Genomic DNA, 24,284 nt, shown 5'->3' with positions numbered 1-24,284 from the left:
GAGGACTCGTTACAGTCCTCTTTAAAAAAGAAAAATAAGGGCTTATCCTATCAAGCTCTTTTTATTTAGCTACCCATTCATGTGATATAATTTCACTATCTCCAAGAAAAATCTTTCCTACAAATCTATCACCCTTTACATAGCTTCCAACACCTTTTGGTGTTCCTGTCATAACGATATCGTTATCAACAAGAGTTGAAAAAGAGTTAATTTCATCAATAACAGTGAGTGGTTTATAAATCATAAGGTCACTATTTCCTTCTTGAACTAACGCACCATTAATCCATAATTGCATTGAGAGATTAGCTATATCAGATTCTTCTATACTGACAAACTGACTCATAACAGCTGCACCATTAAAAGCTTTAGATCTCTCCCATGGTAAACCTTTTGCTTTCAGCTCACTTTGAAGTTCACGGTTAGTTAAATCAAGCCCAAAACCAACAGCAAAAAGCTTCCCTTCTCTAATCAAAAATGAAATTTCACCTTCATAATGCAATGGTGTTTGTGCTCCTGTTATTAACTCACTACTTAATGCAGAGTTAGGTTTCATAAACAAAACCATTGAAGTAGGAACTTCATTATTTAGCTCTTTGATATGCTCAACATAATTTCTTCCAACACAAACAACTTTGCTAGGTGCAACTCTTGAACCATCAACTATAACTGTTTTCATTTCTATCCTTTCATTAAATTATAAAATATTGTTTTTGCATCAAATGTAGATTCTATCTTGTAAGGTATACCTTTGTATTCAAAAGAGAGTGATTGTGCATGTAAAAGTAATCTTGAGCTTTTTGTTAATTCAAATTGTTCTTCTTTGCTCATCAATCCATCTAAAAATTTTTCGGCAGCCATTTCATCAATTCCATAAAGTGGATCGCCCACAATGTGATGTTTCACGTGGAACAAATGAACTCTAATTTGGTGCTGTCTTCCAGTGTAAGGAATAGCCTCAACCAACGTTGCATCTTTATCCGCAAAATAGTGCAGGGGGGAAATTTTAGTTTGAGAAGCTTTTCCTCGTTCATCAACATGAACTTTCAAACGAATTTGACTTGTCTCAACATCACGTTTTAATTTTTCATCTATCATCAAAACACTATCAATTTTTCCATGAACCAAGGCAATATAACTTTTTTGAACTTGCCTAGTAGCAAAGATATGTTTAAGTTCAATTTCTGCTTGCTTGTGTTTGCCAACCAAAACTAAACCACTTGTACTTTTATCAATGCGATGAGCCGCATTTGCATCTTTCCCATAGAGTGATTTTATTTCATCATTTAGAGTATAACCATCACTGCGTTTTCGTGGATGCATCATTACACCACTTGGTTTTTCGAAAACTGCAAAATCTTCAGTTTCAAAAATGGGTTGTAGCCCTTTAGGAGAACCTTCAAAAACAACAACACTAATGTTGCCTACAATCAGCGCTGATTTTTTGAGAAGTTGTTCATCCTCAACAAAGACTCTTCGTTTGTCAATCATTTTTTGTGCTTCACCCATACTAATGTTAAAGGTATCCATTAAAAAACGAAAGGCCAGTGTTGGTTTTTCAAGAACAAATTTTTTGAAAGTATACGCCAAAATTCAACCCTTTTTTAGTCCGATATTGTTAAAATAAAGAATCAAATAAAACACGATTCTATAGATAAATTCACAGTATTTTATCACAGAAAAATCACAAAACAGACAAGGAATGAAAATGGTAGAGCGCTACGCAAGAGAAGAGATGAAAAAGCATTGGACAATTGAGGCAAAATATGACGCATGGCTCAAAGTTGAAAAAGCTGCAACAAAAGCGTGGAATAAACTAGGCCTCATTCCAGATGCTGATTGTGAGAAAATCGTTAAAAATGCAAAGTTCAATATTGAACGAATTGATGAAATTGAAAAAGTGACACGCCATGATGTTATCGCTTTCTTGACAAGTGTTGCCGATAGCCTTGGTGAAGAGAGCAGATGGGTACATTATGGTATGACAAGTTCTGATTGTATCGATACTGCTGTAGCACTTCAAATGCGTGACTCTTTAGCCGTTATTATTGATGATGTTAAAGTGCTTATGGAATCTTTGAAAACGAGAGCTATGGAACATAAAATGACTTTGATGGTCGGAAGAAGTCATGGAATTCATGGTGAGCCTATTACGTTCGGTCTCGTTCTTGCAATTTGGTATGAAGAGATCAAACGAAACCTCAAAAATCTTGAAAATGTAATGGAAGTAATTTCTGTTGGACAAATCAGTGGAGCTATGGGGAATATGGCTCATTCACCTATTGAGCTTGAAGAACTTGTTTGTGAAGATTTAGGACTCACTCCTGCACCTGTTTCAAACCAAGTGATTCAACGTGATCGTTATGCTGCTTTGATGAATGCTCTAGCACTCTTAGCATCAAGTTGTGAAAAAATTGCTGTGGCTGTTCGTCACTATCAACGTACAGAAGTTTATGAATGTGAAGAGTTCTTTGAAAAAGGACAAAAGGGCAGCTCTGCAATGCCTCACAAACGCAATCCAGTCTTAAGTGAGAATATCACTGGTCTTTGCCGTATGATTCGCTCTTATGCTATCCCTGCTATGGAAAACGTTGCATTGTGGCATGAAAGAGATATCAGTCACAGTTCAGTTGAACGTTTTATTTTACCAGATGGTTTTATCACAACAGACTTTATGCTTAACCGTCTTAACAGCGTTATCTCTAAACTTGTGGTTTACCCTGAAAATATGATGAGAAACCTTAACCTTACAGGTGGACTTGTCTTTTCACAAAGAATTCTTCTAGAACTCCCTCTTAAAAATGTTTCACGTGAAGATGCTTACAAAATTGTTCAACGTAATGCGATGAAAGTTTGGGAAGACCTACAACAAGGAAAACCTGCCCTTAATGCTGAGGGAGAGAGCTTATACCTTCAAAACTTATTAGCAGATGAGGACTTAAGAGCAAAACTTAGTGAAGCAGAAATCAGAGAGTGTTTTGACTATGGCTACTATACAAAAAATGTTGATAAAATCTTTCAAAGGGTGTTTAAATAATGTTAACCGTTCAAAAGCGTAATGGTCGCATTGAGCCACTAGATATCTCTAAAATACAAAAATATACTAGCTCAGCCATCAAAGGTTTAGATAACGTTTCTCAAAGTGAGCTTGAAGTCGATGCAAAAATTCAATTTCGTGATCAAATCACTACAGAAGAAATTCAAAAAACATTGATCAAAACAGCGGTTGATAAAATCGACATTGACCGTCCAAATTGGACCTATGTTGCTGCACGTCTTTTCTTGTATGACCTCTATCACAAAGTAAATGGTTTTACAGGTTATGGAAACTTTGCAGAATATTTGGAACGTGGAGAAAAAGAGGGACGCATCGCTTTAGGCCTAAAAGAAAAATATGATCTAAAAGATCTCGAAGCCTATATAAGACCAGAGCGTGACCTCCAGTTTACTTACCTTGGTGTCAAAACATTACATGATCGTTATTTGATTAAAAACAGACAAGGTAAGCCTATTGAATTGCCACAACATATGTTCATGGCAATCGCAATGTTTTTAGCACAAAATGAGCTTAATTCACAAGATTGGGCTAAGAAGTTCTATGATGTTATCAGTAAGTTTGAAGTGATGCTTGCAACTCCAACCCTATCAAACGCACGAACAACACGCCATCAATTAAGCTCTTGCTACATCGGAAGTACTCCAGATAATATCGAAGGTATTTTTGACTCTTACAAAGAGATGTCACTCCTTAGTAAATTTGGCGGTGGCATTGGTTGGGATTGGAACTTAGTACGTTCAATGGGCGGAATGATCGATGGACATAAGAATGCTGCTGGTGGCGTTATTCCATTTTTGAAAATTACCAATGACATTGCTGTCGCTGTTGACCAATTGGGAACACGAAAAGGTGCTATTGCTGTTTATTTAGAACCGTGGCATATGGACATTTCTGACTTCCTAGATCTAAAGAAAAACTCAGGCGAAGAGAGACGTCGTGCACATGAACTTTTCCCAGCATTATGGATCAATGACTTGTTTATGAAGCGTGTAGAAGAAAACGCCATTTGGACACTTTTTGACCCAGCAGAGACAGGCGATCTTTGTGAAGTATTTGGCGAAGAGTTTGAGAGACGTTATATCGCATATGAACAAAATGAAAATGTTGCAAAAGAGTATGTACCTGCGAAAGAATTATGGAAAAAAATCCTTACCAGTTATTTTGAGAGCGGAAGTCCTTTTTTATGCTTTAAAGATAACGCCAATAAGGCTAATCCAAATGACCATACCGGCATTATTCGAAGTTCAAACCTATGTACAGAGATTTTCCAAAATACACAACCAAATCACTATAAAATTAAAATCGTTTTTAATGATCAAACATATATTACTTATGAAGAGAGTGATTTAGTTAAAGTAGATAGTGGCATTACCAAAGAGGCTAAAAAGGTAACAGCTCTTGATAGCATCGATGGCAAAGATATTTTCATTGTTGAAAAAGAGATGATAGAAGGAAAAACGGCTGTATGTAATTTAGCAAGTGTCAACCTTTCTAAAATCAATACCAAAGAAGATATTGAACGAACGATACCTGTCGCTATTAGAATGCTCGATAATGTTATCGATCTTAATTTCTATCCACATGCAAAAGTAAAACATACAAACCTCAAATCACGTGCTATTGGTTTAGGCGTGATGGGTGAAGCACAAATGCTTGCAGAACAACACATTGCATGGGGAAGTTACGAGCACTTCAGTAAAATTGATGAAGTCATGGAAGCAATCAGTTATAACGCTATTCTTGCATCTTCTAATCTTGCCATTGAAAAAGGCGCTTATCCTGAATTTTCAGGTTCAAAATGGAGTAAAGGTATATTCCCTATCGATACAGCTAATGAAGAAGCAAAAAAATTAGTAGACCGTGGTGGACTTTTTGGTTACATGTATGACTGGGACAACTTAAAAGAAAAAGTAAAACAAAATGGTATGCGCAATGGCTATCTAATGGCAATTGCACCAACCAGCTCAATTTCTATCCTTGTAGGAACAACTCAAACGATTGAACCTGTGTATAAACGTAAATGGTTTGAAGAGAATCTCTCTGGCATGATTCCTGTCGTTGCTCCAGACCTCAATCCTGATACATGGGGATTTTACACGCCTGCGTATGAACTCGATCAAAGAGTACTGATTAAGGCGGGGGCAATTAGACAAAAATGGATCGATCAAGGACAAAGCCTTAACATCTTTATCACCTTAGATAAAGCCAGTGGTAAATACCTCAATGACATTTACATGTTAGGCTGGAAACTGGGTATTAAATCAACGTATTATCTACGTTCACAATCGCCTGAAAACAAGCTCGAAGTAGCGGATAGAAGTATCGAATGTGAAGGGTGCCAGTAACCATAATGACGCAAGGGTGAGCATGAAAACGATAGGATTAATTGGTGGTATGAGTTGGGAATCCACAACGAGTTATTACAAACTTCTCAATGAAGGTGTAAAAGCAAAGCTCGGAGGCCTTCATAGCGCTAAGATTATTCTCTATTCTGTTGATTTTGCACCTATAGCACGGTTACAAAATGAAGGAAATTGGAAAGAGGCTGCTTTAATTATTAAAGAAGCAGCCCTTTCACTACAACGTGCAGGAGCAGATTTCATTCTTCTATGTACAAATACCATGCACAAAATTCTTCCTCTAGTTACCCCTTTTGTTAACATTCCTTTTCTTCATATCGCCGAAGCCACAGCCACTGCATTACTGACTCAAGAAAAACGCAATGCAATTTTACTAGGTACAAAATTTACCATGCAAGAATCTTTTTACAAAGATATTTTAAATGCACATAAGATTAATGTGATTGTTCCTGATGAAAAATCCATTGAGACAATCAATCAGATTATCTTCAATGAACTTTGTATTGGTAAAATTGAAACAGACTCAAGAAGAAAGTTTTTACACATTATTGATGATTTGAAAAAAGGTGATGAACGTATTGATTCCGTTATTCTAGGATGTACTGAAATTGGGCTTTTACTAGATCAAAGAAGTTCCAATCTTGCGCTATTTGACACGACTGTTTTACATGTGAACGAAGCAATTAAACACGCACTAGAACAAGAAACTTCTTTCTAATTTTTAAAAAATAATATTAATTTTTTTATATAATATTTTTTATTCAAAATATGAATAAAAGCACTTAAAATAAGCATTTAAAATCATTAAGAAAAAACTATAAAATCTAGTTTTTTAGAGCCTGTGACATATTTGTTTCAGCTTAATTATTAAGTTTCTTTAAATTTTACACTTACTATAATCTTCACTACTTTTAAATCTAGGATAACCATGCTAACCAAAGTACTCAAACGTGACGGCACAACAGAAGAATTTCAACCTTTTAAAATCGAAGATGCAATCAAAAAAGCATTCAAAAGTGAAGGTGTAACGTACGACGAAAGTATCTTTAAAGAGATTCTTAAGCGTATTGAGAAAAAACGTGTAGCAGCGGTCGAAGACTTCCAAGATATGATCGAACAAGAGCTCTATAAATCACGTTATTTCGATGTTATGCGCTCTTTCATTCTCTATCGTCATACACATAAAATGCAACGTGAGCATATTTACGGACTCAATGAAGATACAACCTATGTAAACTCAAGTCAAACCATTGAAGAATATATTGGCAAAAGCGATTGGAGAATCAAAGCAAACTCCAATACAGGCTACTCTAATGCGGGTCTTGTTAACAATACAGCAGGAAAAGTCATTGCAAACTACTGGCTTGATAAAATTTATTCTAAAGAAGAGGGATTAGCACACAGAAATGGTGATTATCATATCCACGATCTTGACTGTTTAACAGCTTATTGTGCAGGTTGGAGCCTTAGAGTTCTTTTAGATGAAGGCTTTAATGGCGTTCGTGGTCGTGTTGAAAGCCGTCCTCCGATGCACTTTAGAGAAGCACTGGGACAAATGGCTAACTTTTTAGGAATACTTCAGAGCGAATGGGCAGGAGCGCAAGCGTTTAGCTCATTTGATACCTACTTAGCACCGTATGCGTTTAAAGATAAAATTTCGTATAAAGAGATCAAAAAAGCGATTCGTAGCTTTATTTACAATCTTAATGTACCAGCTCGTTGGGGACAGAGCCCATTTACCAACATTACGATTGATTGGACTGTGCCTAAAGACTTAGCTGATCAAATTCCAACATCAAGTCAGCGCCATCTTTTCAAAGATATTAACGATACAGAACTTCTTGAAGAGGCAAAAAAACGTGGTGTGACTTCACTTGAAGCTATGACCTACAAGCATTTCCAAAAAGAGATGAATCTCATAAACAGAGCTTACTACGAAGTGATGACTGAGGGCGATAAAACAGGTCAACCTTTTACATTCCCAATTCCTACGGTTAACATCACTGAAGATTTTGACTGGGATGGCGAAAATACAGACCTTCTATTTGAAAATACAGCGAAAATTGGTTCATCTTATTTCCAAAATTTTATTGGAAGCCAATACGTGAGAGACGCTGATGGAAAACTTGTCGAAAATCCAAAAGCGTATAAGCCAGGACATGTACGTTCGATGTGCTGCCGTTTACAACTCGATCTAAGAGAGCTACTAAAACGTGGTGGTGGACTTTTCGGAAGTGCAGAAATGACAGGAAGTATTGGTGTTGTAACACTCAATATGGCACGTCTTGGTTATCTCTACAAAGGTAATAAAGCTGCACTTATGGAGCGTTTTGAATACCTAATGGATCTCGCCAAGTCAACATTAGAAAAAAAACGTGTGTTTGTTCAAGAGATGTATAATCGTGGCCTCTATCCTTATACAGCACGTTATTTACCAGGATTTAACAGTCACTTCTCAACCATTGGTGTTAATGGAATCAACGAAATGATCCGCAATTTTACAGACGATAAACACAATATTGCGGATGAGTATGGAATGGAATTTGCTCATGAAATCTTAGAATTTATGCGCAACAAAATGGTCGCTTATCAAGAAGAGACAGGTAATCTCTACAACCTTGAAGCAACCCCAGCAGAGGGCACAACATACCGTTTTGCTAAAGAAGATAAGAAGCGCTACCCTGAGATCATCCAAGCAGGATCAGGAAAAAATGTTTATTACACCAATTCCTCTCAACTTCCTGCGAATTTTACCGATGATCCATTTGAAGCATTGGATTTACAAGATGATCTTCAATGCTCATACACAGGTGGAACCGTACTGCATCTTTATATGAAAGAGCGTATCAGTTCAAGCGAAGCGTGTAAAAAGTTGGTAAAAAATGTCATAACGAACTACCGTATGCCGTACCTTACTATCACACCTGTCTTCTCAGTGTGTGAAAAGCATGGTTATATCAGTGGTGAGCATGAATTTTGCCCTAAATGTGACGAAGAACTCGTTGAACAATACAAAAAAGGAGAAGCATCATGAGCAAAACAGAAATCTTAGAAAAATTAAAAGAAAAACGTACTAAATGTATCGTTTACACGCGTGTTATGGGTTATCATCGCCCAGTTGAATCCTTTAACGTAGGAAAAACAGGTGAGCACAAAGAACGAACACAGTTTATTGAAAGATGCTGCCATAAATAAACCAATCCACAGCATTACCAAATTTACGACGCTAGATTATCCCCATCATCTAGCGTCTATTTTTTGGTTTGCTAAATGCAATATGGCATGTCCTTATTGCTACAATCCTCACATTGTCAGAGATAATGGAAACATTAGCTTAGACGAAGCACTCGAATTTTTACAAAATAGACAAGGGCGACTTGATAGTGTTGTTTTAAGTGGTGGAGAATGTACATTATATCCCCATCTTGAAGCATTTTGTGAAGCCATCAAAGCCTTAGACTATAAAATCAAAATTGATACCAATGGATCGAATCCTGAGTTATTGAGAACATTAATAGAAAATGGTCTTGTGGACTACATAGCATTGGACTATAAAGCACCTCATTATAAATATACTGAACTCACTCATTATCGGCATTTTGAGAGGTTCGAACAAAGTTTGAATCTTCTTATTCGAAGTTATTTGCCTTTTGAAGTACGAACTACATTACACAGTGATTTACTCACACCTGCTGACATCAATGCTATTATTGAAGATTTGCATAAAAAAGAGTATCTTGGGACGTATTATCTTCAAAACTATTTGCATGTTGAGCCCACACTTGGCGCAACAAAAAAGCAACAAAATCAGTTTGATTTGAGCCAATTAACCCCACTTTTGCCCATAGAATTAAGAAATTTTTGATACAATAATCTCTTATACGTCAAACTAGCAAAGCTAATTTGACTACGCTTGCCGCTATGGCACTAAAGCTTGCCAACAGAGTTGGCAGAACCTATTTTAAAACAAAAAATGAAACAAGGAAACAGTAGTGGAGCGCAAAAAAATCTATAATCCAAACTCATATGAGAGCTTAAATGATCGCAGAGTCTTTGGTGGAAATCCTCATGGAATTTTAAATTTTACTAAAGCAAAATACACGTGGGCACTTAAACTGTGGGATATGATGGAAGCAAATACATGGTTTCCTAAAGAAGTTGACACCACAAAAGATGTTATTGACTATAATCGTAATCTTACCGATGCTGAAAAACGTATGTACGATCTTGTTTGGTCACAACTCATTAGCATGGATAGTTTCCAAACCAATAACCTTGCTGACAATATCAATCCCTATATTACAGCTCCAGAAATCAATGCATGTCTCTCTAGACAAGCTTATGAAGAAGCAAATCATTCTAAATCGTATGCTGTAATGGTTGAAGCCATTTGCGATAATACCGACCTTATCTACGAAATGGAAAAGCATGATGAGGTTTTACGTCGTAAAAACGACTACATTTCAAGCGTTTATGAAGAGCTTGCAGGTGATGTCACCGATGAAAAACTAGTTCTTGCGATGTTTGCAAACCAAATTTTAGAGGGCATTTACTTCTACTCAGGCTTTACGGCGATTTACGCCCTTGCACGCGCGGGAAGGATGCTTGGAAGTGCACAGATGATTCGTTTTATCCAGCGTGATGAAATCACACACCTTCTCATTTTCCAAAACATGATTAATTCGGTTCAAAAAGAACGTCCAGAACTCTTTACTGCTGCACTTAAAGCAAAAGTCTATGATATGTTCCAAAAAGCAGGTGAACTTGAAATAGAGTGGGGTAAATACATCACTCAAAATCAAATTATGGGCTTCACCGATGATATCATTGAAACATATATCCACTACCTCATTGATGATCGTTTAACGGCTGTTGGCTTTGAAAAACTCTATAATGCAAATCATCCAATTAAATGGGTCGATGATTTTTCAAAATTTAATGACCAAAAAACAAACTTCTTTGAAGGAAATGTCTCAAATTACAGTAAAGGAAGTCTCTCATTCGATGACTTCTAAACCGACGCTTTGTGCTTTACAATTTGCCTATGAAGGCCGAAGCTTTGAGGAGAATTTTGCAACCTTGCAAATGCTTCTTGAGCAAACACCTTCTCATAGCATTGTTTTAGCACCAGAGCTCTGTTTAAGTGCTTATAGCTACGATAACATGGAAGCAGCTGCCGCATTTTCCGCACATGTGCTTCCATCTCTTGAAAAACTCTCTTCCAATAAAACATTTGGACTCACCTTAATTGAAAAAACAGATTTAGGCTATATGAATAACTTCAAGCTTTTTCATCATGGAAAGCTGATTTGTACGCGTGCAAAAGCTAAACTGTTCACATTAGGGGAAGAAGAACACTACTTTAGCGCAGGAAAAGACGAAGATATCCGCCTTATTGAAGTTAATGGAATAAAAATTGCTGTACTTATCTGCTTTGAACTTCGCTTTCCCACATTATGGGAGCAAATCAAAGGGGCAGATCTTATCTTAGTGCCTGCGTATTGGGGAAAACTTCGCAAAAAGCACTTTGAGGTACTTACCACAGCCCTTGCTATCAGCAATCAAGCCTATGTACTTTGTGCAAATGGTGCTGATGAGAGCATGGCTAAAAGTAGTGCCATTATCTCTCCATTTGGTGATGTCACTAGCGATGATAACAGTAAGCTTATAATGCAAACATTTGATTTTCATGAGATCAAAAAAATGCGACGATATCTTGACATAGGATTAGACTATAATGCCGCAAACGGCTCATTTTAAAGAAAAAATTCGTTTTCAAAAACATAAAAAAATGGCAGATGAAATCGCCAAAATATGCCCTATGAGTCCTAATGTCTATGAAGCTTTTTGCCAAAGTGAGCGTGAACTCTTTGTACCACAAGGGATGAGTTTGCACGCATACAAACTCGATGCTCTTCCACTCGCCGCTAACCAATGGATTAGCTCACCGTTAACCGTTGCGAAGATGACCGAAGCATTAAGTCCCAAAGGGGCAGATAGTGTTTTAGAAATAGGATGTGGTAGTGGTTACCAAGCACTTATTTTAAGTAAAATCATTCGTAGAGTCTTTACCATTGAACGCATTGAAAGATTGCTTAAAGAGGCACGTGAACGCTTTAAAATACTAGGAATTACAAACATTCATACACGCTTTGATGATGGTCAAAATGGATGGAGAGAGTTTGCGCCTTATGATCGTATCCTTTTTTCAGCCTCAACCCCTGAAGTTCCTCAAAAACTCTTTGAACAGTTAAAGGTTGGGGGAATTTTGGTCGCACCTATTGAAAAAGGCGACAAACAGATCATTACTCGTTTTATAAAAACAGAAGAGGGCATACGCAAAGAAACCATCGGTGATTGTCTTTTTGTACCTGTAAAAGATGGACGTGAGTTTTAACGGAGTTCTTATAAAACTCCGTTAAACGTTTTAAAACCTAGTGCTTTTTGAGAATTTGTTTAATCAGTAGTTGAGGCGTTACAAGCCCACGATAGTCATTGCGTGAAACGGTAAAAAGAATATCAATACGATCTCCTTGTTTTGCTTTCACATCATAATTAAAGAAAAGTGCTTCAAGGGCAACGCTCCCCTCTTGCAGAATAAGCTTGAGATGTTGTCCATCTTTACCAATTAAACGATCCACTTTCACAGCGATATTGCGCAACAAAAAGCTCGGTTTTGGGTTTTTTTGTCCATAAGGTTCTTGATTTTCTAAAATTTCAAGTAACTCAAAATCAATCTGATCAGCAGTAATCTCGCCTAAAAGATCATTGTCTGCTTCTAAAACTTCTTGTGTAAATTGGCTTGATGCTTTCTCTAAGTTAATGCGAAATTGTTCCAAATGTTTGATTTCAATGGAAACACCAGCTGCACCCTTATGTCCACCATAGCCTAATAAAATAGCTTCTTGAGAACGGATCAGTTCTAAAATATCAACATCACCAATGCCTCTTGCACTACCTTTGGCTTTTTCATCTCGGATAGAAAAAACAATAGCAGGCTTTTTAAAGCGTTTGGAAAGCCGTGAAGCGACGATCCCTACTATCCCCTCATGCCACTCTTCACCCCATGCTACAATGATATTTTCAGCCTCTTTGACGTAAGGAAGCGTTGCCTCAAATAAAAGACGTTCCTCTTCTTTACGTGCTTCGTTTAAAGAGACAATATAATCAAGTTTGACCAAAGCGTCATTCACATCTTTTGATTTTAAAAATTCATAGGAGAAAATGGCATCTTCCATGCGTCCAGAACTGTTAATCAAAGGTGCTATTAAAAATGAAATATCATCACCTTCTAACGTCGCTTTGCCAAAATACTGTCTTATGGCTTCGAATGCTGCGCGTTTGGAACGATTAAGCTCACCAATACCTTTTTTCACCATCACGCGGTTCATCCCTACAAGTTCCATCATATCAGCCATGATAGCGATGCACAGTAGGTCTAAAAAGCTAGAGAGATCATACTCCACTCCAAGCTCTTCTTTGAGTGCCGCAACCAAATACCACGCGACCTGTGCACCACAAATTTCACAATGAGGGAAAGCACAATCTTCTTGTTTAGGATTCACAATTGCATAGGCTTCAGGAAGAACAGCAGGAACACTGTGGTGATCAGTAATGATCAGATCAATCCCTTGTTCTTTACAAATTTGTGCCGCTTCAATGGCAGAGATACCATTGTCCACGGTAATAATCACATGCACATCAAGCTTTGCAACAATATCTGGATTTAAGCCATACCCATCAGTAAAGCGATTGGGGATAATCAAGGAGTAATCCACTCCAAGATCATCAAAAAACTGACTTAAAATAACCGAAGATATAACACCATCCACATCATAGTCACCAACAATAGCAATACGCTCATGGTTACGCATTGCGTCAGCAATACGTTTAGATGCACGCCCAATATCTTTTAAAGAGGAAGGCTTAGGAATCTCGTTTAAACGGGTACACTCATCGTTTTCAAACCTGCTTTGAAGAATCCGTTTTATATCCTCTTTTGTCAGTAACTTAACCATTTTGACGTTGTGTCAAAGCTGCTTTAGCAAAACCTAAAATCGTTTTATTAGGATTTGTTAAACGCGATGTAAATTCAGGGTGAAACTGCACACCTAAAAACCACTGATGTCCTTTTAGTTCAACGGCTTCAATCAAGCCATCACTTTCACCACTCACGATAAGTCCTGCTTTTTCAAAAAACTCACGGTATGCTGGATTAGCTTCGTATCGATGACGATGACGTTCACGAATGACTTTAGCACCATCATAAACTGTTCTTAATAATGAATTTTCTTTTGTTTCACACTCATAACCACCCAAACGCATAGTACCACCGAGTGGACTTTGGAAGGTGCGTAGTTGTTTTTGACCGCTTGCATCCATAAAAGAGTCAATCAAATAGATAATAGGGTTTTTGCAGTTTGGATTAAATTCAGCTGAATTAGCATCTTCGATATGCAGAACATTACGTGCAAATTCAATCATTGCAAGTTGCATACCTAAACAAATACCAAGGTAAGGAATATTGTGTTCTCTTGCGTAGCGAATCGCTTCCATTTTGCCCACAACACCACGCTCGCCAAAACCACCAGCAACCAAAATGCCATCAACATCAGAGAGAATGTCTTCACATCCTTTTTCTTCGATCACTTCTGAGTCAACCCAGCGAATTTTTACTTTCGCATTGAGGTGTGCTCCTGCATGAATGAGTGATTCTGTAAGAGATTTGTACGACTCTTTAAGATCAAGATACTTACCTACAAAAGCGATCATTAATTCATCGCGTGGTGCAATCACACGCTTCACTAAAAGATCCCACTCGTCCATATGTGGTGTTAAATCTCCAAGATCAAGTGTCTCAGAAATTGGCGCTAGGATGTTCTCTTTTAAGAAACTAAGAGGTACTTGATAAATTGTCGTTGCATCCAAACACTCAATGACAGAATTACGCTCAACACCGCATGAGAAAGCAAGCTTATTTTTAAGCTCTTTAGGAAGTGGATATTCTGAACGGCAAATGAGCATATCTGGCGTAATACCAATACGGCGAAGTTCTTGAACAGAGTGTTGGGTTGGTTTCGTTTTAAGCTCACCCGCTGCTTTGATGAATGGTACAAGAGTAAGGTGAATGTTCATTGCTCTGCGTTTGCCTAGCTCACTTTTAAGAGAGCGAATCGCTTCTAAAAATGGTAAGCCTTCAATGTCCCCAACGGTTCCACCAATTTCTACAATGAGAATATCTTTCCCTTTTCCTGCTTCTTTAATACGATTGGCAATCTCATCAACAATGTGAGGGATAACCTGAATGGTTTTACCAAGGTAATCTCCACGGCGCTCTTTTTCGATAACAGAAGAGTAAACACGCCCTGTTGTAAAGTTATTGGCTTGGGTTAGGTTTTCATCTAAAAAACGCTCATAGTGACCAAGGTCAAGATCGGTTTCAGCACCATCATCGGTTACAAAAACTTCACCATGTTCTAGTGGACTCATCGTGCCTGGATCGACATTGATGTAAGGATCTGCTTTGAGGATGCTGACTTTAAAGCCAACATTTTTTAAAAGGGTAGAGATACTCGCCGCTGCTATGCCTTTACCAAGAGAGCTTAAAACGCCTCCAGTAATAAAAATATACTTTGTTTCGTGATTGGACATAATTCCGCCTCATTATTATTTAATGGCAAGATTATAGCTAAGCAAAGCTAATAAAGGGTTTATCTTGGAGTTTATGCAGTAGAATGAAAATGGAAAAAACCTCTTGCACTTTAGAAATGCAAGAGGGGAAAAGCCCTAAAATAGGCTACTGAAGATTTATTTTACTTTATCGTGGAAGTAGTTTGTCGCTTCAACAAAGCCCTCGATAGAACCACAGTCAAAACGTCTTCCTTGGAATTTATACGCGATAACTTTACCTTGTTTTGCAAGCTCTAAAAGAGCATCGGTAATTTGAATTTCTCCACCTTTACCTGGTTTTGTATTTTCAATGACTTCAAAAATATCTGGGGTAAGGATATAACGACCAATAATCGCCAAATTGGTTGGAGCATCTTTTGGATCTGGTTTTTCTACCATGTTAGACACGCGAAGTACCGACTCATTGCCGTCTACAATTTTACCATCGATTACACCGTATTTATTGGTTTCTTCTTTTGGAACTTCTTCGATAGCAACAACACAGCAGCGGTATTTTTCATACACTTCTACCATTTGTTTAAGTACTGGGTCATCATCATTGTTGTCACACAAGTCATCCGCTAAAATAACAGCAAATGGCTCATCTCCAATCAATGTTTTACCTGTTAGAATTGCGTGACCCAAGCCTTTCATCTCCACTTGTCTGGTATAACTGAAGGTACAATTATCAATGAGATTACGAATTTCAGTAAGGTAGCTCTCTTTTGAGGTACCTTTAATTTGGTGCTCAAGCTCATAACTCACGTCAAAATGGTCTTCAATCGCACGCTTACCACGACCTGTGACAATCGCCATAGTGTCAATACCTGCACTAACCGCCTCTTCAACACCATATTGAATCAAAGGCTTTGTAAGAACAGGTAACATCTCTTTTGGCATCGCTTTTGTTGCAGGGAGGAAGTGTGTACCATACCCAGCAGCAGGGAAAAGACATTTTTTAACAGATTTCAAACTATTGATTTTGCTATATTTTGAGATACTCGACACTGTATCGCTCCTAAAAATTTTAAATGTGAAATTTTATCTTAATTTTGCTCTTTTTTCTATGAGTGTCAAATCTAAACACAATAAAGTTATTTTTTTGTCACAATCATTTTTTTCATGACTTTATCATCTTAATGTGTTACTCTGATACATTAATCTTTATAGAGTCGAGGAAAAAAATGCTTCAACGTTATTTTTTTAAAATCAGTAGTATTTTTATACTGTTAGGAGTAGGCTTATTTGGCGTTGCATGGTTTATTACAGAACCTTTTGTCATTGCAATCATTTCATTTGTTCTTTTTATAATTGCAACACTTACGCTCAATAAAGTTATTATTCAACCTTTTTCCCATGCAGTAGAACTTCTAAGCGAGTTTGACTCCCGTGATAAAAATGTACGTGAAGCCCATCAAAAAGAGTTTCTACACGTAACAGAAAAGCATACATTACTTCACTCTCTTTTTCCAAGAATTTATCGTCTTGTGACACTCTTAACATACTTGAGTGAAAATTACTCACAAAGTGCAGGGAAAAATTCTATTGCTACGGCACAACTCATGTATTCTATAGACACAATGTCTAAAAAGTTAGAAGAAAAAGCACATTCTATTTCTGAGATTTCAAGCTCAACACAAAATATTTTCGAGCAAGTGAATTTGGTAAGCTCAAATGCACAAGAAGCATCTACATTTGCCAAAATATCAATGAAAGAGAGTCAACAAAGTATTGCTGAGCTCAATGAAATTATCACACGAATGAACAGCATCAATGTACAATCTGCCGATGCCTCATCAAAAGTCAATGATCTAAAAGAAAAATCTATCACGATTCAAAATGTCACAACGGTCATTGATGATATCGCAGATCAAACCAATCTTTTAGCTTTAAATGCTGCTATTGAAGCGGCACGCGCAGGTGAGCATGGACGTGGATTTGCTGTTGTCGCTGATGAGGTACGAAATCTTGCTGAGCGTACTTCAAAATCAACCAGTGAAGTTACTATTATTGTAAAACAAATCCAACAAGATACAAACGATGTTTATGCAAGTATCGAAACATTGCGCAATGAAATAGAACGTGCTACGCATACGGTTCAGCATGTAGGTGATGAAATCAAACACTTTATCAATAATGCTGAAAAAATAGAAGATCAAATTGACACGATTGCAAAAAGTGCTGATTATAATAGTGATCAGCTTCTTACTATTAAAGAGGCTATTTCAAAAATCAGTGACCAGCTCGAAGCAGGTACAAAAGAGATGAAAGCCATTTCTGGTCAAACACAAGCCATCATTTCTGGTGCAGAAGAAGCCCATGAGAACCTCAGTGCTTTTGCAATGGATGAATACCATGAAAAGATGTATCAACTCTGTCTTAACGCAAAGTCACGTGTGGAAACCTTATTTGAGAATGCCATTAATACCGGCAAACTTACTGTTGAAGCTATTTTTGATACTAATTTCAAACCTATTGCTAACACAAATCCACAAAAATATACCACTGCGTATGATACTTTTACAGATCAAACCTTTCCAGATATCGTTGATACCTTAATGAAAGAGAATGCACAAAATCTTTTTTATGCTGTTGCCATGCATAAATCAGGTTACATCTCTACACACAATGCACGTGCGCCATTAACAGGCAATTATGAAAAAGACCTCTTCGGTAACCGCTCAAAACGCATTTTTACAGATAGTGGTGTCAGAGGAGCAAACCATGAGAAGCGTGTTCTTCTTCAAACGTATCGTAGAGAAAATGGCGATGTCATGCATGATATCTCAATCCCTATCTATGTAAAAGGCCGTCATTGGGGTGGCTTTAGAATAGGGTATAGACCAAAAGCCTAATCCAAGTAATTAACTTATTTTTAACTTAATTTATATATTTAATATTAATATTTTTTATTCTTATTAAGGTGTAAAAATGTTACCAAATGAAAATAAAAATAAATAGATAAAATTTAATTTATTGTTTTTTAAGTTTTAAATGCGTATAATTCCGAAAATGCAAAAGGAGCTTAAAGATGAAAAAGTTAAATGTTGTAAAAGCTGGATTAACTATGACCCTTATTAATGCTGTTTTATTCGCTCTAGGTTTTGTATATTTAGCGCAGTCTCAATCACTTTAAAAAGCGATCTTCAGTTATAGATTTTGGAGTCAGCAATGACTCCAAAATGAGTTTTACTCTTAAAATATTCTCGAAATTACTTCTCGTTTTCGCCTAACATTTCACGCATTTTACGTTCCATACGTTTTTCAAATGCTTCGTTAGATGGTGAATCTTCACAGGAAAATTTTGCTTTTCCATATAAAACACAACCACGATCTCCAGGATCGCACTCTTTTTTAATAATATCGCAAATCCCTTCAACATCGTGAGGGCATGTCCAACCACCTTGATTCATCATACATCCTTACATATAATGTTTTGCAAGTACGCTCACACCACCAACAATAAACTGTACAGCAATTGCACCAACAATAAGTCCCATCAAACGACTGACGATTTTTTGCCCCGTAATGCCGAGGTAGTGGCGAATATAAATACTATTTTTAAAAGCTAAGTACACACTCAGTGCAACAAGCAAATAAGCGATAATCAATGCAGCAATCGAAGTCACTCCTTCGCTGTGGCCACGTAAAATAATAATAGTTGCAAAAATACCTGGTCCAAATGTAATAGGAACACCTAAGGGGATGACAGAAAATTCATCATTTCTGATGGCTTCTTCTCGCTCCTCCTCTGTCTGATCTTTGGATTCCATTGAGCCTTGTACCATTTTGATAGCTGTTAAGAGTAGAATAATACCACCCATGACTTTGAGTGAATCAATTTCAATACCAAATAAATTGAGTAGAAAATTACCCGTCAATAGGACAACAAAAAAAGCAACAATAATAGTCATCGTTGCTTTCCATGCTATTTTATCAATATGCTCTTTTGTAGCACTTTGAGGCAGAAGCGAGAGCATAATAGCACTCACTCCTAACGGATCTACGATCGCAAACATAGTAATGGTATGTTGTAACAATAGATTAAGAAAATCTGTCATTATGCCTCTTCAGTACGAAGTACCGCGCCACTGCTTGCATTGGTTACTAATTGACGGTACTGTTTCAACCAGCTACCGTGAATCGTTTTGACTTTTGGTTTAAATGCTGCTTTTCTTTTAGCAAGCTCTGCTTCATCAATGATTGCTTCGATAGTATAGGCATCAACATCGATCTGAATAGTATCACCATCTTCAAGCAATCCTATAAGTCCACCTTCTGCTGCTTCAGGGCTTACGTGACCAATACTAAGACCTCTTGTTGCACCTGAAAAACGACCATCAGTAATGAGTGCTACGTCTGCGCCTAATCCCATTCCCATGATTAAACTCGTAGGGGAGAGCATCTCTTGCATACCAGGTCCGCCACGTGGTCCTTCATAACGAATAACAACAACATCACCTTTTTTTACTTTGCCACCAACAATACCAGAAAGTGCTTCTTGTTGAGAGTCAAAACAAACTGCTTTACCTACAAATTGGCGTCCACCTACGATACCTGCTGTTTTGATAACACAACCTTCTTCGGCTAAATTTCCAAATAAAATTGCAAGTCCACCTACTTTTGAGTAAGGATTATCTAATGTATGAATAATCGTAGTATCTTTAATCTCTGCATTGGCAATACGTTCACCAACACTCTCACCAGTCACCGTTAAATTATCTAAAAATAAAATACCATTATCGCGTCTGCTAACTTCTTTCATAACAGCACTCACACCACCAGCACGGTTAATGTCTTCCATATGAACTGTTGAGAGGGAAGGGGCAATTTTTGCAATATGTGAAACATTTTTGCTAATCTCATTAATGTCTTTAATCGCAAAATTAACGCCTGCTTCTTTTGCAATCGCTAACATATGTAAAACGGTATTGGAACTTCCACCCATTGCCATGTCTACGGCAAAGGCATTACGAACTGCTTTTTCATTAAGGATGTTACGGATTTTAAAGCGATCGTCGATAGCAATTTCACACACACGTTTTGCCGCAGCACGCAAAAGCACTTCACGCTCTGGAGTTAATGCTGGGATGGTGCCATTGCCTGGAAGTGCAATTCCCATAGCTTCCATTAGAGTATTCATACTATTAGCAGTAAACATACCTGAACATGAACCGCCACTTGGACAAGCGTTACACTCGATGTCTTTAAGCTCAGCTTCGTTAATGTCGCCTTTTTCAAATTTGCCTACCGCTTCAAATGCTGTCGTTAAGTCAATTGGTGTTCCTTCTTTTGTATAACCTTTTTTCATTGGTCCACCACTCACAAAAACGGTTGGAACATTGACACGAAGCGCACCCATAATCATACCTGGTACGATTTTATCGCAGTTAGGGATACAAATCATTGCGTCAAGCATATGCGCATTCATCATTGTTTCAATAGAGTTAGCGATAAGCTCACGACTTGGAAGCGAATAAAGCATACCATCATGGCCCATAGCGATACCATCATCAACACCAATTGTATTGAACTCAAATGGCACACAACCATTTTTGCGAATCTCATCTTTAATGATTTGCGCATACTCATGTAAAAAGAAGTGACCAGGGATAATATCGATATAAGAGTTGGCTACTCCAATAAATGGTTTGTTAAAATCTTCATCTTTTAAACCTGTCGCACGAAACAAACTTCGATGTGGCGCTCTGTTGTACCCTTTTTTGACTTGATCACTACGCATCAATCTTCCTTAAAAATTTTTTTAAATTATAGCAAAACCACTCTAAAAAAGCTTATATCTGAAGAATTTTCTCAAAACACCTTTACATTTCAAAAAAAAACTGCTATACTCTCATCTCTTTTTTAGACGCGGGAATAGCTCAGTGGTAGAGCACAACCTTGCCAAGGTTGGGGTCGCGAGTTCGAACCTCGTTTCCCGCTCCATTTAGTTTTGTTTAGAAAAGAAATGCGTTGCCCGGATGGCGAAATTGGTAGACGCAAGGGACTTAAAATCCCTCGGGAGTTTTTCCTGTGCCGGTTCGAGTCCGGCTCCGGGCACCACCTGATGAAGATTCGGTGGCGATATAGCCAAGCGGTAAGGCATGGGCCTGCAAAGCCTTGATCCCCGGTTCGAATCCGGGTGTCGCCTCCACCTTTATATTTATTATCTACAAAATTTCTGTCGGGAGATGGCAGAGCGGCTTAATGCGGCGGTCTTGAAAACCGTTGAAGGTAACACTTCCGGGGGTTCAAATCCCTCTCTCCCGGCCACTTTATTAAAACACCCCACAAAACCGACACTTTACCAACTTCGCAGAGAGATTTTTACAACTTCTTTACAACTTTTAAGGAATTTTTTATATTCTAACACTAAGCACTTACAGAAGATTGGAAACACCTACTATTTCGTTATTAAAGTTCATGGGAGCATCGTTAAACAGACTTTAAGAACGGATAACCTACTATGTGCTAATCTTTTAAAAATCAAACTTTACAAGAGCCAGACAATGTTTAAAAAACTTGACCCCAATTTTACATTTAATAAAATTCAAGTAGATGAAGGCGACACCCCTGAAGATATAGCCCTTATCCAAGAGCTTAACGATAAAATAGAGCGTATTTTAATGGGGAAAAAACGACAGAAAAAAATCTCTAATGTTCGCATTATAGATTCCGATGAAATTAAACCCGTTACGCTCAAAGAAGCGTTCACTATGTTTATGGCATACAAAAAAGATACTGAAAACAAAAGTGCTGACACCATCAAGAAAATTAATAATGTGTACAGATACCTTTTATTATTTGCCCATGAAAGTACGGACATCCACCAAATCAATAAAAAGAAATTTTTTAACACCTTACAATCTAATCTCAAGCAACTGCCATCCAATATTTTCAAATTCAAACAATTTGAGGGTAAAACCTTTGATGAGATTATGAAATTTAAAGACGAAAAAGAAAAACAAGCATTTAACCAACTCCCCAAACTTACCAACAAAACTATCAATAATATGTTTGTTTATATCAAAAATCTTATTGAGTATTTAGAGCGTAATGACTATATCAAAACCAATAATATGAAAATAAAATATTTAGAGGAAGCGATGTCTGATAAAACCCAATTTGACGATAATGAACTCAAAGAGCTTTTAAACTACAAAGACGAAACCATCCGCAATATGTTTAAAGTATTTGTATATACAGGACTTAGAAGAAAAGAACTGATTGAGCTTAAAAAAATAGATATTTTATATGAGGACAATATCCCCTATTTTAACATCGAAGAATCGGGAGAACGCACTCTCAAAACAAAAAGTTCAATTAGAAGAGTTCCTATCCACCCCGATATTTTAGAACTTGTAAAACATCAATTAGCAACCAATGAGACAGAATTTTTATTTTTCAATGGGGAAGATAATCAAATAGGAAAACGCCTCAATAGAGCCATTAAATCTGTTTTAACCCCTGAAAATCAAGAACTAAAAAGCCTACATAGTTTCAGAAAAAACTTTACACAAAAATTAGATGACGTGGAAGCACCTGCAGATATTATTAAAAAACTTGTCGGGCATAGCCTCAATGACGACATTACAGAAACCCACTATAAGACACAGACAAAAATCGAAATTTTGTATAAACACCTTGCAAAAATTTCATTTGATTTTGCAGAGGATACATCTAAAAATCAGAACGCAATTCAATAACATAAGGACAACCTCGCTCATAATAATCAGCGATTTTTTGCTCCATTTTGTCTATATAGTGTAAATACTCTTCTCGAGCTTTTTGGTTTTCATATTGAATCTCTTCAATCGTAATCAAAGAGCTCAAATAGGGCTTTTCAGCCTCAAACCATTTTTCAAATTCCTCTTTGTCGGTACGATATTCAATGTCAGAATAAAAAAGTGCTCTAATAACGTCATTGGCTTTTTTAACCCAATCGCTCAAAGAGGAATACCCATTGATGGTTTCTTTGTCCTCATATAAAGAAGCGTCTGAAAATCTATCTTCATAAACTTCAATCGCATATTTTTGGGTATCCAATAACTCAATCCATTTTTCACTGGCTCTTTTGCTTTTACGATAAAAAACATAATTTTCAAGTTGAAACACCACCTTTCTTTTGAAAAGATGTGACGTATAAAAAATACACCCTTTCAAATCTTCCAATGTTGGCTTTAAAAAAATACCCTCACGTTTTCTTTTAACCATTGTATAAATTTTGCTTGATGTCCTATATAAGATGTCTTTTCTAATCCCACAGCTAAAAAAGTCTTTTGAAAATTGTTGTTGCCTGATTTTTAACTTTGAAAAAATGGCTTGTTCTTTTGATGTTTTTTTAGTTGTTTTCAATAGGTACTTAAACGCGTATTTTGTGATGGCTTTGCCGTCATTTTGCTTCTCTTGCAAAACTCTGATATAAATGAAATTCCCTTTTTGTCTTGTCACAAAATCTGAAATCACATAAAAGCCAAATTTTCTATGCAGTTTCAAAGTGATGTATTGATTATTCACTCTTACCACAAAACCTTTTTTAAAAAGTTTTTCAATGTGTCGAAATGTCGGAACATTCACGGCTAATTCAATTCTTCCAATGTCGTGATTTTTCCTTGCATGGACGATTGATTTTAAATAATGCTCCAAATCCAAAGCGTCATCCAAAATGTCTAAACAATGCGAATGAATATTTAAAGACTTCGTTAGTTCATACATCCTGACAAATTTATAGTTTAGTTTTCTATCTTCATATTTAAACTGCTTCATGTGTCTATGAAATCGTTTGAAATGTTCGTACTGTTTTTTAATATCAACATCAATCTTCTCAATCGTTGTATTTAGTAATGGAACATTCAAGACGGGATTTATCGTGCGTGTTTGAAAAATGACTATCTTTTTTTCCATAACCTTGGCGATGGAACGGATTTCATTTTGTACCAATGCCGATTTTGTTTTTTCCTTATAGGTATTCACATCTTCAAGGCTAAACGCCCTTGAATTGTCTTTTCGAGTAAAAAGCACCTTTTGAGCAAAAAGTCTTTTTTTCAATTCCTTCTGCTCGTATAAAGATTGTGCCTCTTGAATGTATTTGTCTATTATCATTTTCCATACCACACTTTTTTATTTACCTATATTTTAAGTAAACAAGGGGGAAAGCCAAATTTTGAAATTGATTGTGTGGAAAACAAGAACATTGAGAA

General features: G+C 36.9%; 19 protein-coding genes, 4 tRNA genes and 1 pseudogene. 15 read left to right on the top strand and 9 right to left on the bottom strand.

The window, feature by feature from the left end:
- Positions 1 to 61: 61 nt before the first annotated feature.
- Together UCH001_RS00485 and UCH001_RS00480 are read right to left on the bottom strand one after the other, a co-directional pair.
- Positions 62 to 676: a fumarylacetoacetate hydrolase family protein gene (locus UCH001_RS00485; protein WP_067172787.1), complete on the bottom strand. Its 615-nt coding sequence runs from the start codon at positions 674 to 676 to the stop codon at positions 62 to 64.
- 2 nt (positions 677 to 678) lie between these two features.
- Positions 679 to 1,587 (bottom strand): RluA family pseudouridine synthase, encoded by a 909-nt coding sequence (locus tag UCH001_RS00480; RefSeq protein WP_067172784.1) that lies wholly within the window; start codon positions 1,585 to 1,587, stop codon positions 679 to 681.
- Positions 1,588 to 1,705: 118 nt separating this feature from the next.
- On the opposite strand from UCH001_RS00480, the gene purB reads away from it, so the two are divergent.
- The 9 genes from purB to UCH001_RS00440 all read left to right on the top strand — a co-directional run bounded on the left by purB (position 1,706) and on the right by UCH001_RS00440 (position 11,812).
- Entirely contained in the window at positions 1,706 to 3,034 is a 1,329-nt protein-coding gene (purB, locus tag UCH001_RS00475) for an adenylosuccinate lyase (protein ID WP_067172781.1), read from the top strand.
- Positions 3,034 to 5,400 (top strand): ribonucleoside-diphosphate reductase subunit alpha, encoded by a 2,367-nt coding sequence (locus UCH001_RS00470; RefSeq protein WP_067172780.1) that lies wholly within the window; start codon positions 3,034 to 3,036, stop codon positions 5,398 to 5,400. The genes purB and UCH001_RS00470 overlap by 1 nt, the downstream gene beginning before the upstream one ends.
- Positions 5,401 to 5,422: 22 nt before the next feature.
- On the top strand, positions 5,423 to 6,133 hold the full coding sequence (locus tag UCH001_RS00465) for an aspartate/glutamate racemase family protein (RefSeq protein WP_067172777.1): 711 nt from the start codon (positions 5,423 to 5,425) through the stop codon (positions 6,131 to 6,133).
- Between the two features lie 210 nt (positions 6,134 to 6,343).
- A complete protein-coding gene (locus UCH001_RS00460; RefSeq protein ID WP_067172774.1) occupies positions 6,344 to 8,449 on the top strand; it encodes a ribonucleoside triphosphate reductase in 2,106 nt (701 codons plus the stop codon).
- Complete coding sequence (gene nrdD, locus UCH001_RS13130; RefSeq protein WP_145973092.1) at positions 8,446 to 8,610, top strand: anaerobic ribonucleoside-triphosphate reductase; 165 nt, start codon at positions 8,446 to 8,448, stop codon at positions 8,608 to 8,610. The genes UCH001_RS00460 and nrdD overlap by 4 nt, the downstream gene beginning before the upstream one ends.
- The gene (locus tag UCH001_RS00455; protein ID WP_067172772.1) at positions 8,561 to 9,280 is read left to right on the top strand and encodes an anaerobic ribonucleoside-triphosphate reductase activating protein; all 720 of its coding nucleotides are present in this window, start codon (positions 8,561 to 8,563) and stop codon (positions 9,278 to 9,280) included. The genes nrdD and UCH001_RS00455 overlap by 50 nt, the downstream gene beginning before the upstream one ends.
- Before the next feature lie 127 nt (positions 9,281 to 9,407).
- Positions 9,408 to 10,430 (top strand): ribonucleotide-diphosphate reductase subunit beta, encoded by a 1,023-nt coding sequence (locus UCH001_RS00450; RefSeq protein WP_067172769.1) that lies wholly within the window; start codon positions 9,408 to 9,410, stop codon positions 10,428 to 10,430.
- Positions 10,420 to 11,175, top strand: coding sequence for a carbon-nitrogen hydrolase family protein (locus UCH001_RS00445; RefSeq protein ID WP_067172767.1), 756 nt, complete (start codon positions 10,420 to 10,422; stop codon positions 11,173 to 11,175). Before UCH001_RS00450 ends, UCH001_RS00445 begins: the two co-directional genes overlap by 11 nt.
- The gene (locus UCH001_RS00440; protein WP_067172765.1) at positions 11,153 to 11,812 is read left to right on the top strand and encodes a protein-L-isoaspartate(D-aspartate) O-methyltransferase; all 660 of its coding nucleotides are present in this window, start codon (positions 11,153 to 11,155) and stop codon (positions 11,810 to 11,812) included. Before UCH001_RS00445 ends, UCH001_RS00440 begins: the two co-directional genes overlap by 23 nt.
- 37 nt (positions 11,813 to 11,849) lie before the next feature.
- On the opposite strand, the gene recJ is transcribed toward UCH001_RS00440, so the two are convergent.
- The 3 genes from recJ to galU form a co-directional block, all read right to left on the bottom strand.
- Positions 11,850 to 13,433, bottom strand: coding sequence for a single-stranded-DNA-specific exonuclease RecJ (gene recJ / locus UCH001_RS00435; RefSeq protein WP_067172762.1), 1,584 nt, complete (start codon positions 13,431 to 13,433; stop codon positions 11,850 to 11,852).
- Positions 13,426 to 15,066: a CTP synthase gene (locus UCH001_RS00430; RefSeq protein WP_067172760.1), complete on the bottom strand. Its 1,641-nt coding sequence runs from the start codon at positions 15,064 to 15,066 to the stop codon at positions 13,426 to 13,428. The genes recJ and UCH001_RS00430 overlap by 8 nt, the downstream gene beginning before the upstream one ends.
- A 156-nt stretch (positions 15,067 to 15,222) precedes the next feature.
- Complete coding sequence (gene galU / locus UCH001_RS00425) at positions 15,223 to 16,092, bottom strand: UTP--glucose-1-phosphate uridylyltransferase GalU (RefSeq protein ID WP_082705631.1); 870 nt, start codon at positions 16,090 to 16,092, stop codon at positions 15,223 to 15,225.
- 176 nt (positions 16,093 to 16,268) lie between these two features.
- On the opposite strand from galU, the pseudogene UCH001_RS13520 reads away from it, so the two are divergent.
- Positions 16,269 to 17,264, top strand: a pseudogene (locus UCH001_RS13520) (methyl-accepting chemotaxis protein); the annotation flags it as partial.
- Between the two features lie 1,032 nt (positions 17,265 to 18,296).
- Here the strand turns inward: UCH001_RS13520 and UCH001_RS00415 are convergent.
- The 3 genes from UCH001_RS00415 to ilvD are packed head-to-tail and all read right to left on the bottom strand — an operon-like array spanning position 18,297 to position 20,827.
- A complete protein-coding gene (locus UCH001_RS00415) occupies positions 18,297 to 18,497 on the bottom strand; it encodes a hypothetical protein (protein ID WP_067172756.1) in 201 nt (66 codons plus the stop codon).
- Positions 18,498 to 18,506: 9 nt separating this feature from the next.
- Positions 18,507 to 19,145, bottom strand: a complete 639-nt coding sequence (locus tag UCH001_RS00410) for a MarC family protein (protein ID WP_067172753.1) — start codon at positions 19,143 to 19,145, stop codon at positions 18,507 to 18,509.
- On the bottom strand, positions 19,145 to 20,827 hold the full coding sequence (gene ilvD, locus UCH001_RS00405) for a dihydroxy-acid dehydratase (RefSeq protein WP_067172751.1): 1,683 nt from the start codon (positions 20,825 to 20,827) through the stop codon (positions 19,145 to 19,147). Before ilvD ends, UCH001_RS00410 begins: the two co-directional genes overlap by 1 nt.
- 128 nt (positions 20,828 to 20,955) lie before the next feature.
- Here ilvD and UCH001_RS00400 point away from each other — a divergent pair.
- The 5 genes from UCH001_RS00400 (at position 20,956) to UCH001_RS00380 (ending at position 22,790) form a co-directional block, all read left to right on the top strand.
- Positions 20,956 to 21,030: transfer RNA gene (locus UCH001_RS00400), tRNA-Gly, on the top strand.
- A gap of 29 nt (positions 21,031 to 21,059) precedes the next feature.
- A tRNA-Leu gene (locus tag UCH001_RS00395) sits at positions 21,060 to 21,147 on the top strand.
- 17 nt (positions 21,148 to 21,164) lie between these two features.
- Positions 21,165 to 21,238 (top strand) — tRNA-Cys (locus UCH001_RS00390).
- A 31-nt stretch (positions 21,239 to 21,269) separates the two neighbouring features.
- A tRNA-Ser gene (locus tag UCH001_RS00385) sits at positions 21,270 to 21,357 on the top strand.
- A 236-nt stretch (positions 21,358 to 21,593) separates the two neighbouring features.
- On the top strand, positions 21,594 to 22,790 hold the full coding sequence (locus UCH001_RS00380; RefSeq protein WP_067172749.1) for a tyrosine-type recombinase/integrase: 1,197 nt from the start codon (positions 21,594 to 21,596) through the stop codon (positions 22,788 to 22,790).
- Here the strand turns inward: UCH001_RS00380 and UCH001_RS00375 are convergent.
- Positions 22,765 to 24,132: a hypothetical protein gene (locus UCH001_RS00375; RefSeq protein ID WP_145973091.1), complete on the bottom strand. Its 1,368-nt coding sequence runs from the start codon at positions 24,130 to 24,132 to the stop codon at positions 22,765 to 22,767. The genes UCH001_RS00380 and UCH001_RS00375 overlap by 26 nt on opposite strands.
- Positions 24,133 to 24,284: the final 152 nt, after the last annotated feature.

The organism is Sulfurospirillum sp. UCH001, assembly GCF_001548035.1.
In the GTDB taxonomy this organism is placed as follows: domain Bacteria; phylum Campylobacterota; class Campylobacteria; order Campylobacterales; family Sulfurospirillaceae; genus Sulfurospirillum.
The sequence above is the reverse complement of the archived record's forward strand: the minus strand, read 5'-3'. Positions and strand labels throughout refer to the sequence as shown.

Coding starts and splice junctions, on each gene's coding strand:
- purB (WP_067172781.1), top strand. CDS start 1,706: ATGGTAGAGCGCTACGCAAGAGAAGAGATGAAAAAGCATTGGACAATT.
- UCH001_RS00380 (WP_067172749.1), top strand. CDS start 21,594: ATGTTTAAAAAACTTGACCCCAATTTTACATTTAATAAAATTCAAGTA.
- UCH001_RS00485 (WP_067172787.1), bottom strand. CDS start 676: ATGAAAACAGTTATAGTTGATGGTTCAAGAGTTGCACCTAGCAAAGTT.
- UCH001_RS00440 (WP_067172765.1), top strand. CDS start 11,153: ATGCCGCAAACGGCTCATTTTAAAGAAAAAATTCGTTTTCAAAAACAT.
- nrdD (WP_145973092.1), top strand. CDS start 8,446: ATGAGCAAAACAGAAATCTTAGAAAAATTAAAAGAAAAACGTACTAAA.
- UCH001_RS00470 (WP_067172780.1), top strand. CDS start 3,034: ATGTTAACCGTTCAAAAGCGTAATGGTCGCATTGAGCCACTAGATATC.
- recJ (WP_067172762.1), bottom strand. CDS start 13,433: ATGGTTAAGTTACTGACAAAAGAGGATATAAAACGGATTCTTCAAAGC.
- UCH001_RS00445 (WP_067172767.1), top strand. CDS start 10,420: ATGACTTCTAAACCGACGCTTTGTGCTTTACAATTTGCCTATGAAGGC.
- UCH001_RS00415 (WP_067172756.1), bottom strand. CDS start 18,497: ATGAATCAAGGTGGTTGGACATGCCCTCACGATGTTGAAGGGATTTGC.
- UCH001_RS00430 (WP_067172760.1), bottom strand. CDS start 15,066: ATGTCCAATCACGAAACAAAGTATATTTTTATTACTGGAGGCGTTTTA.
- UCH001_RS00465 (WP_067172777.1), top strand. CDS start 5,423: ATGAAAACGATAGGATTAATTGGTGGTATGAGTTGGGAATCCACAACG.
- UCH001_RS00460 (WP_067172774.1), top strand. CDS start 6,344: ATGCTAACCAAAGTACTCAAACGTGACGGCACAACAGAAGAATTTCAA.
- UCH001_RS00410 (WP_067172753.1), bottom strand. CDS start 19,145: ATGACAGATTTTCTTAATCTATTGTTACAACATACCATTACTATGTTT.
- ilvD (WP_067172751.1), bottom strand. CDS start 20,827: ATGCGTAGTGATCAAGTCAAAAAAGGGTACAACAGAGCGCCACATCGA.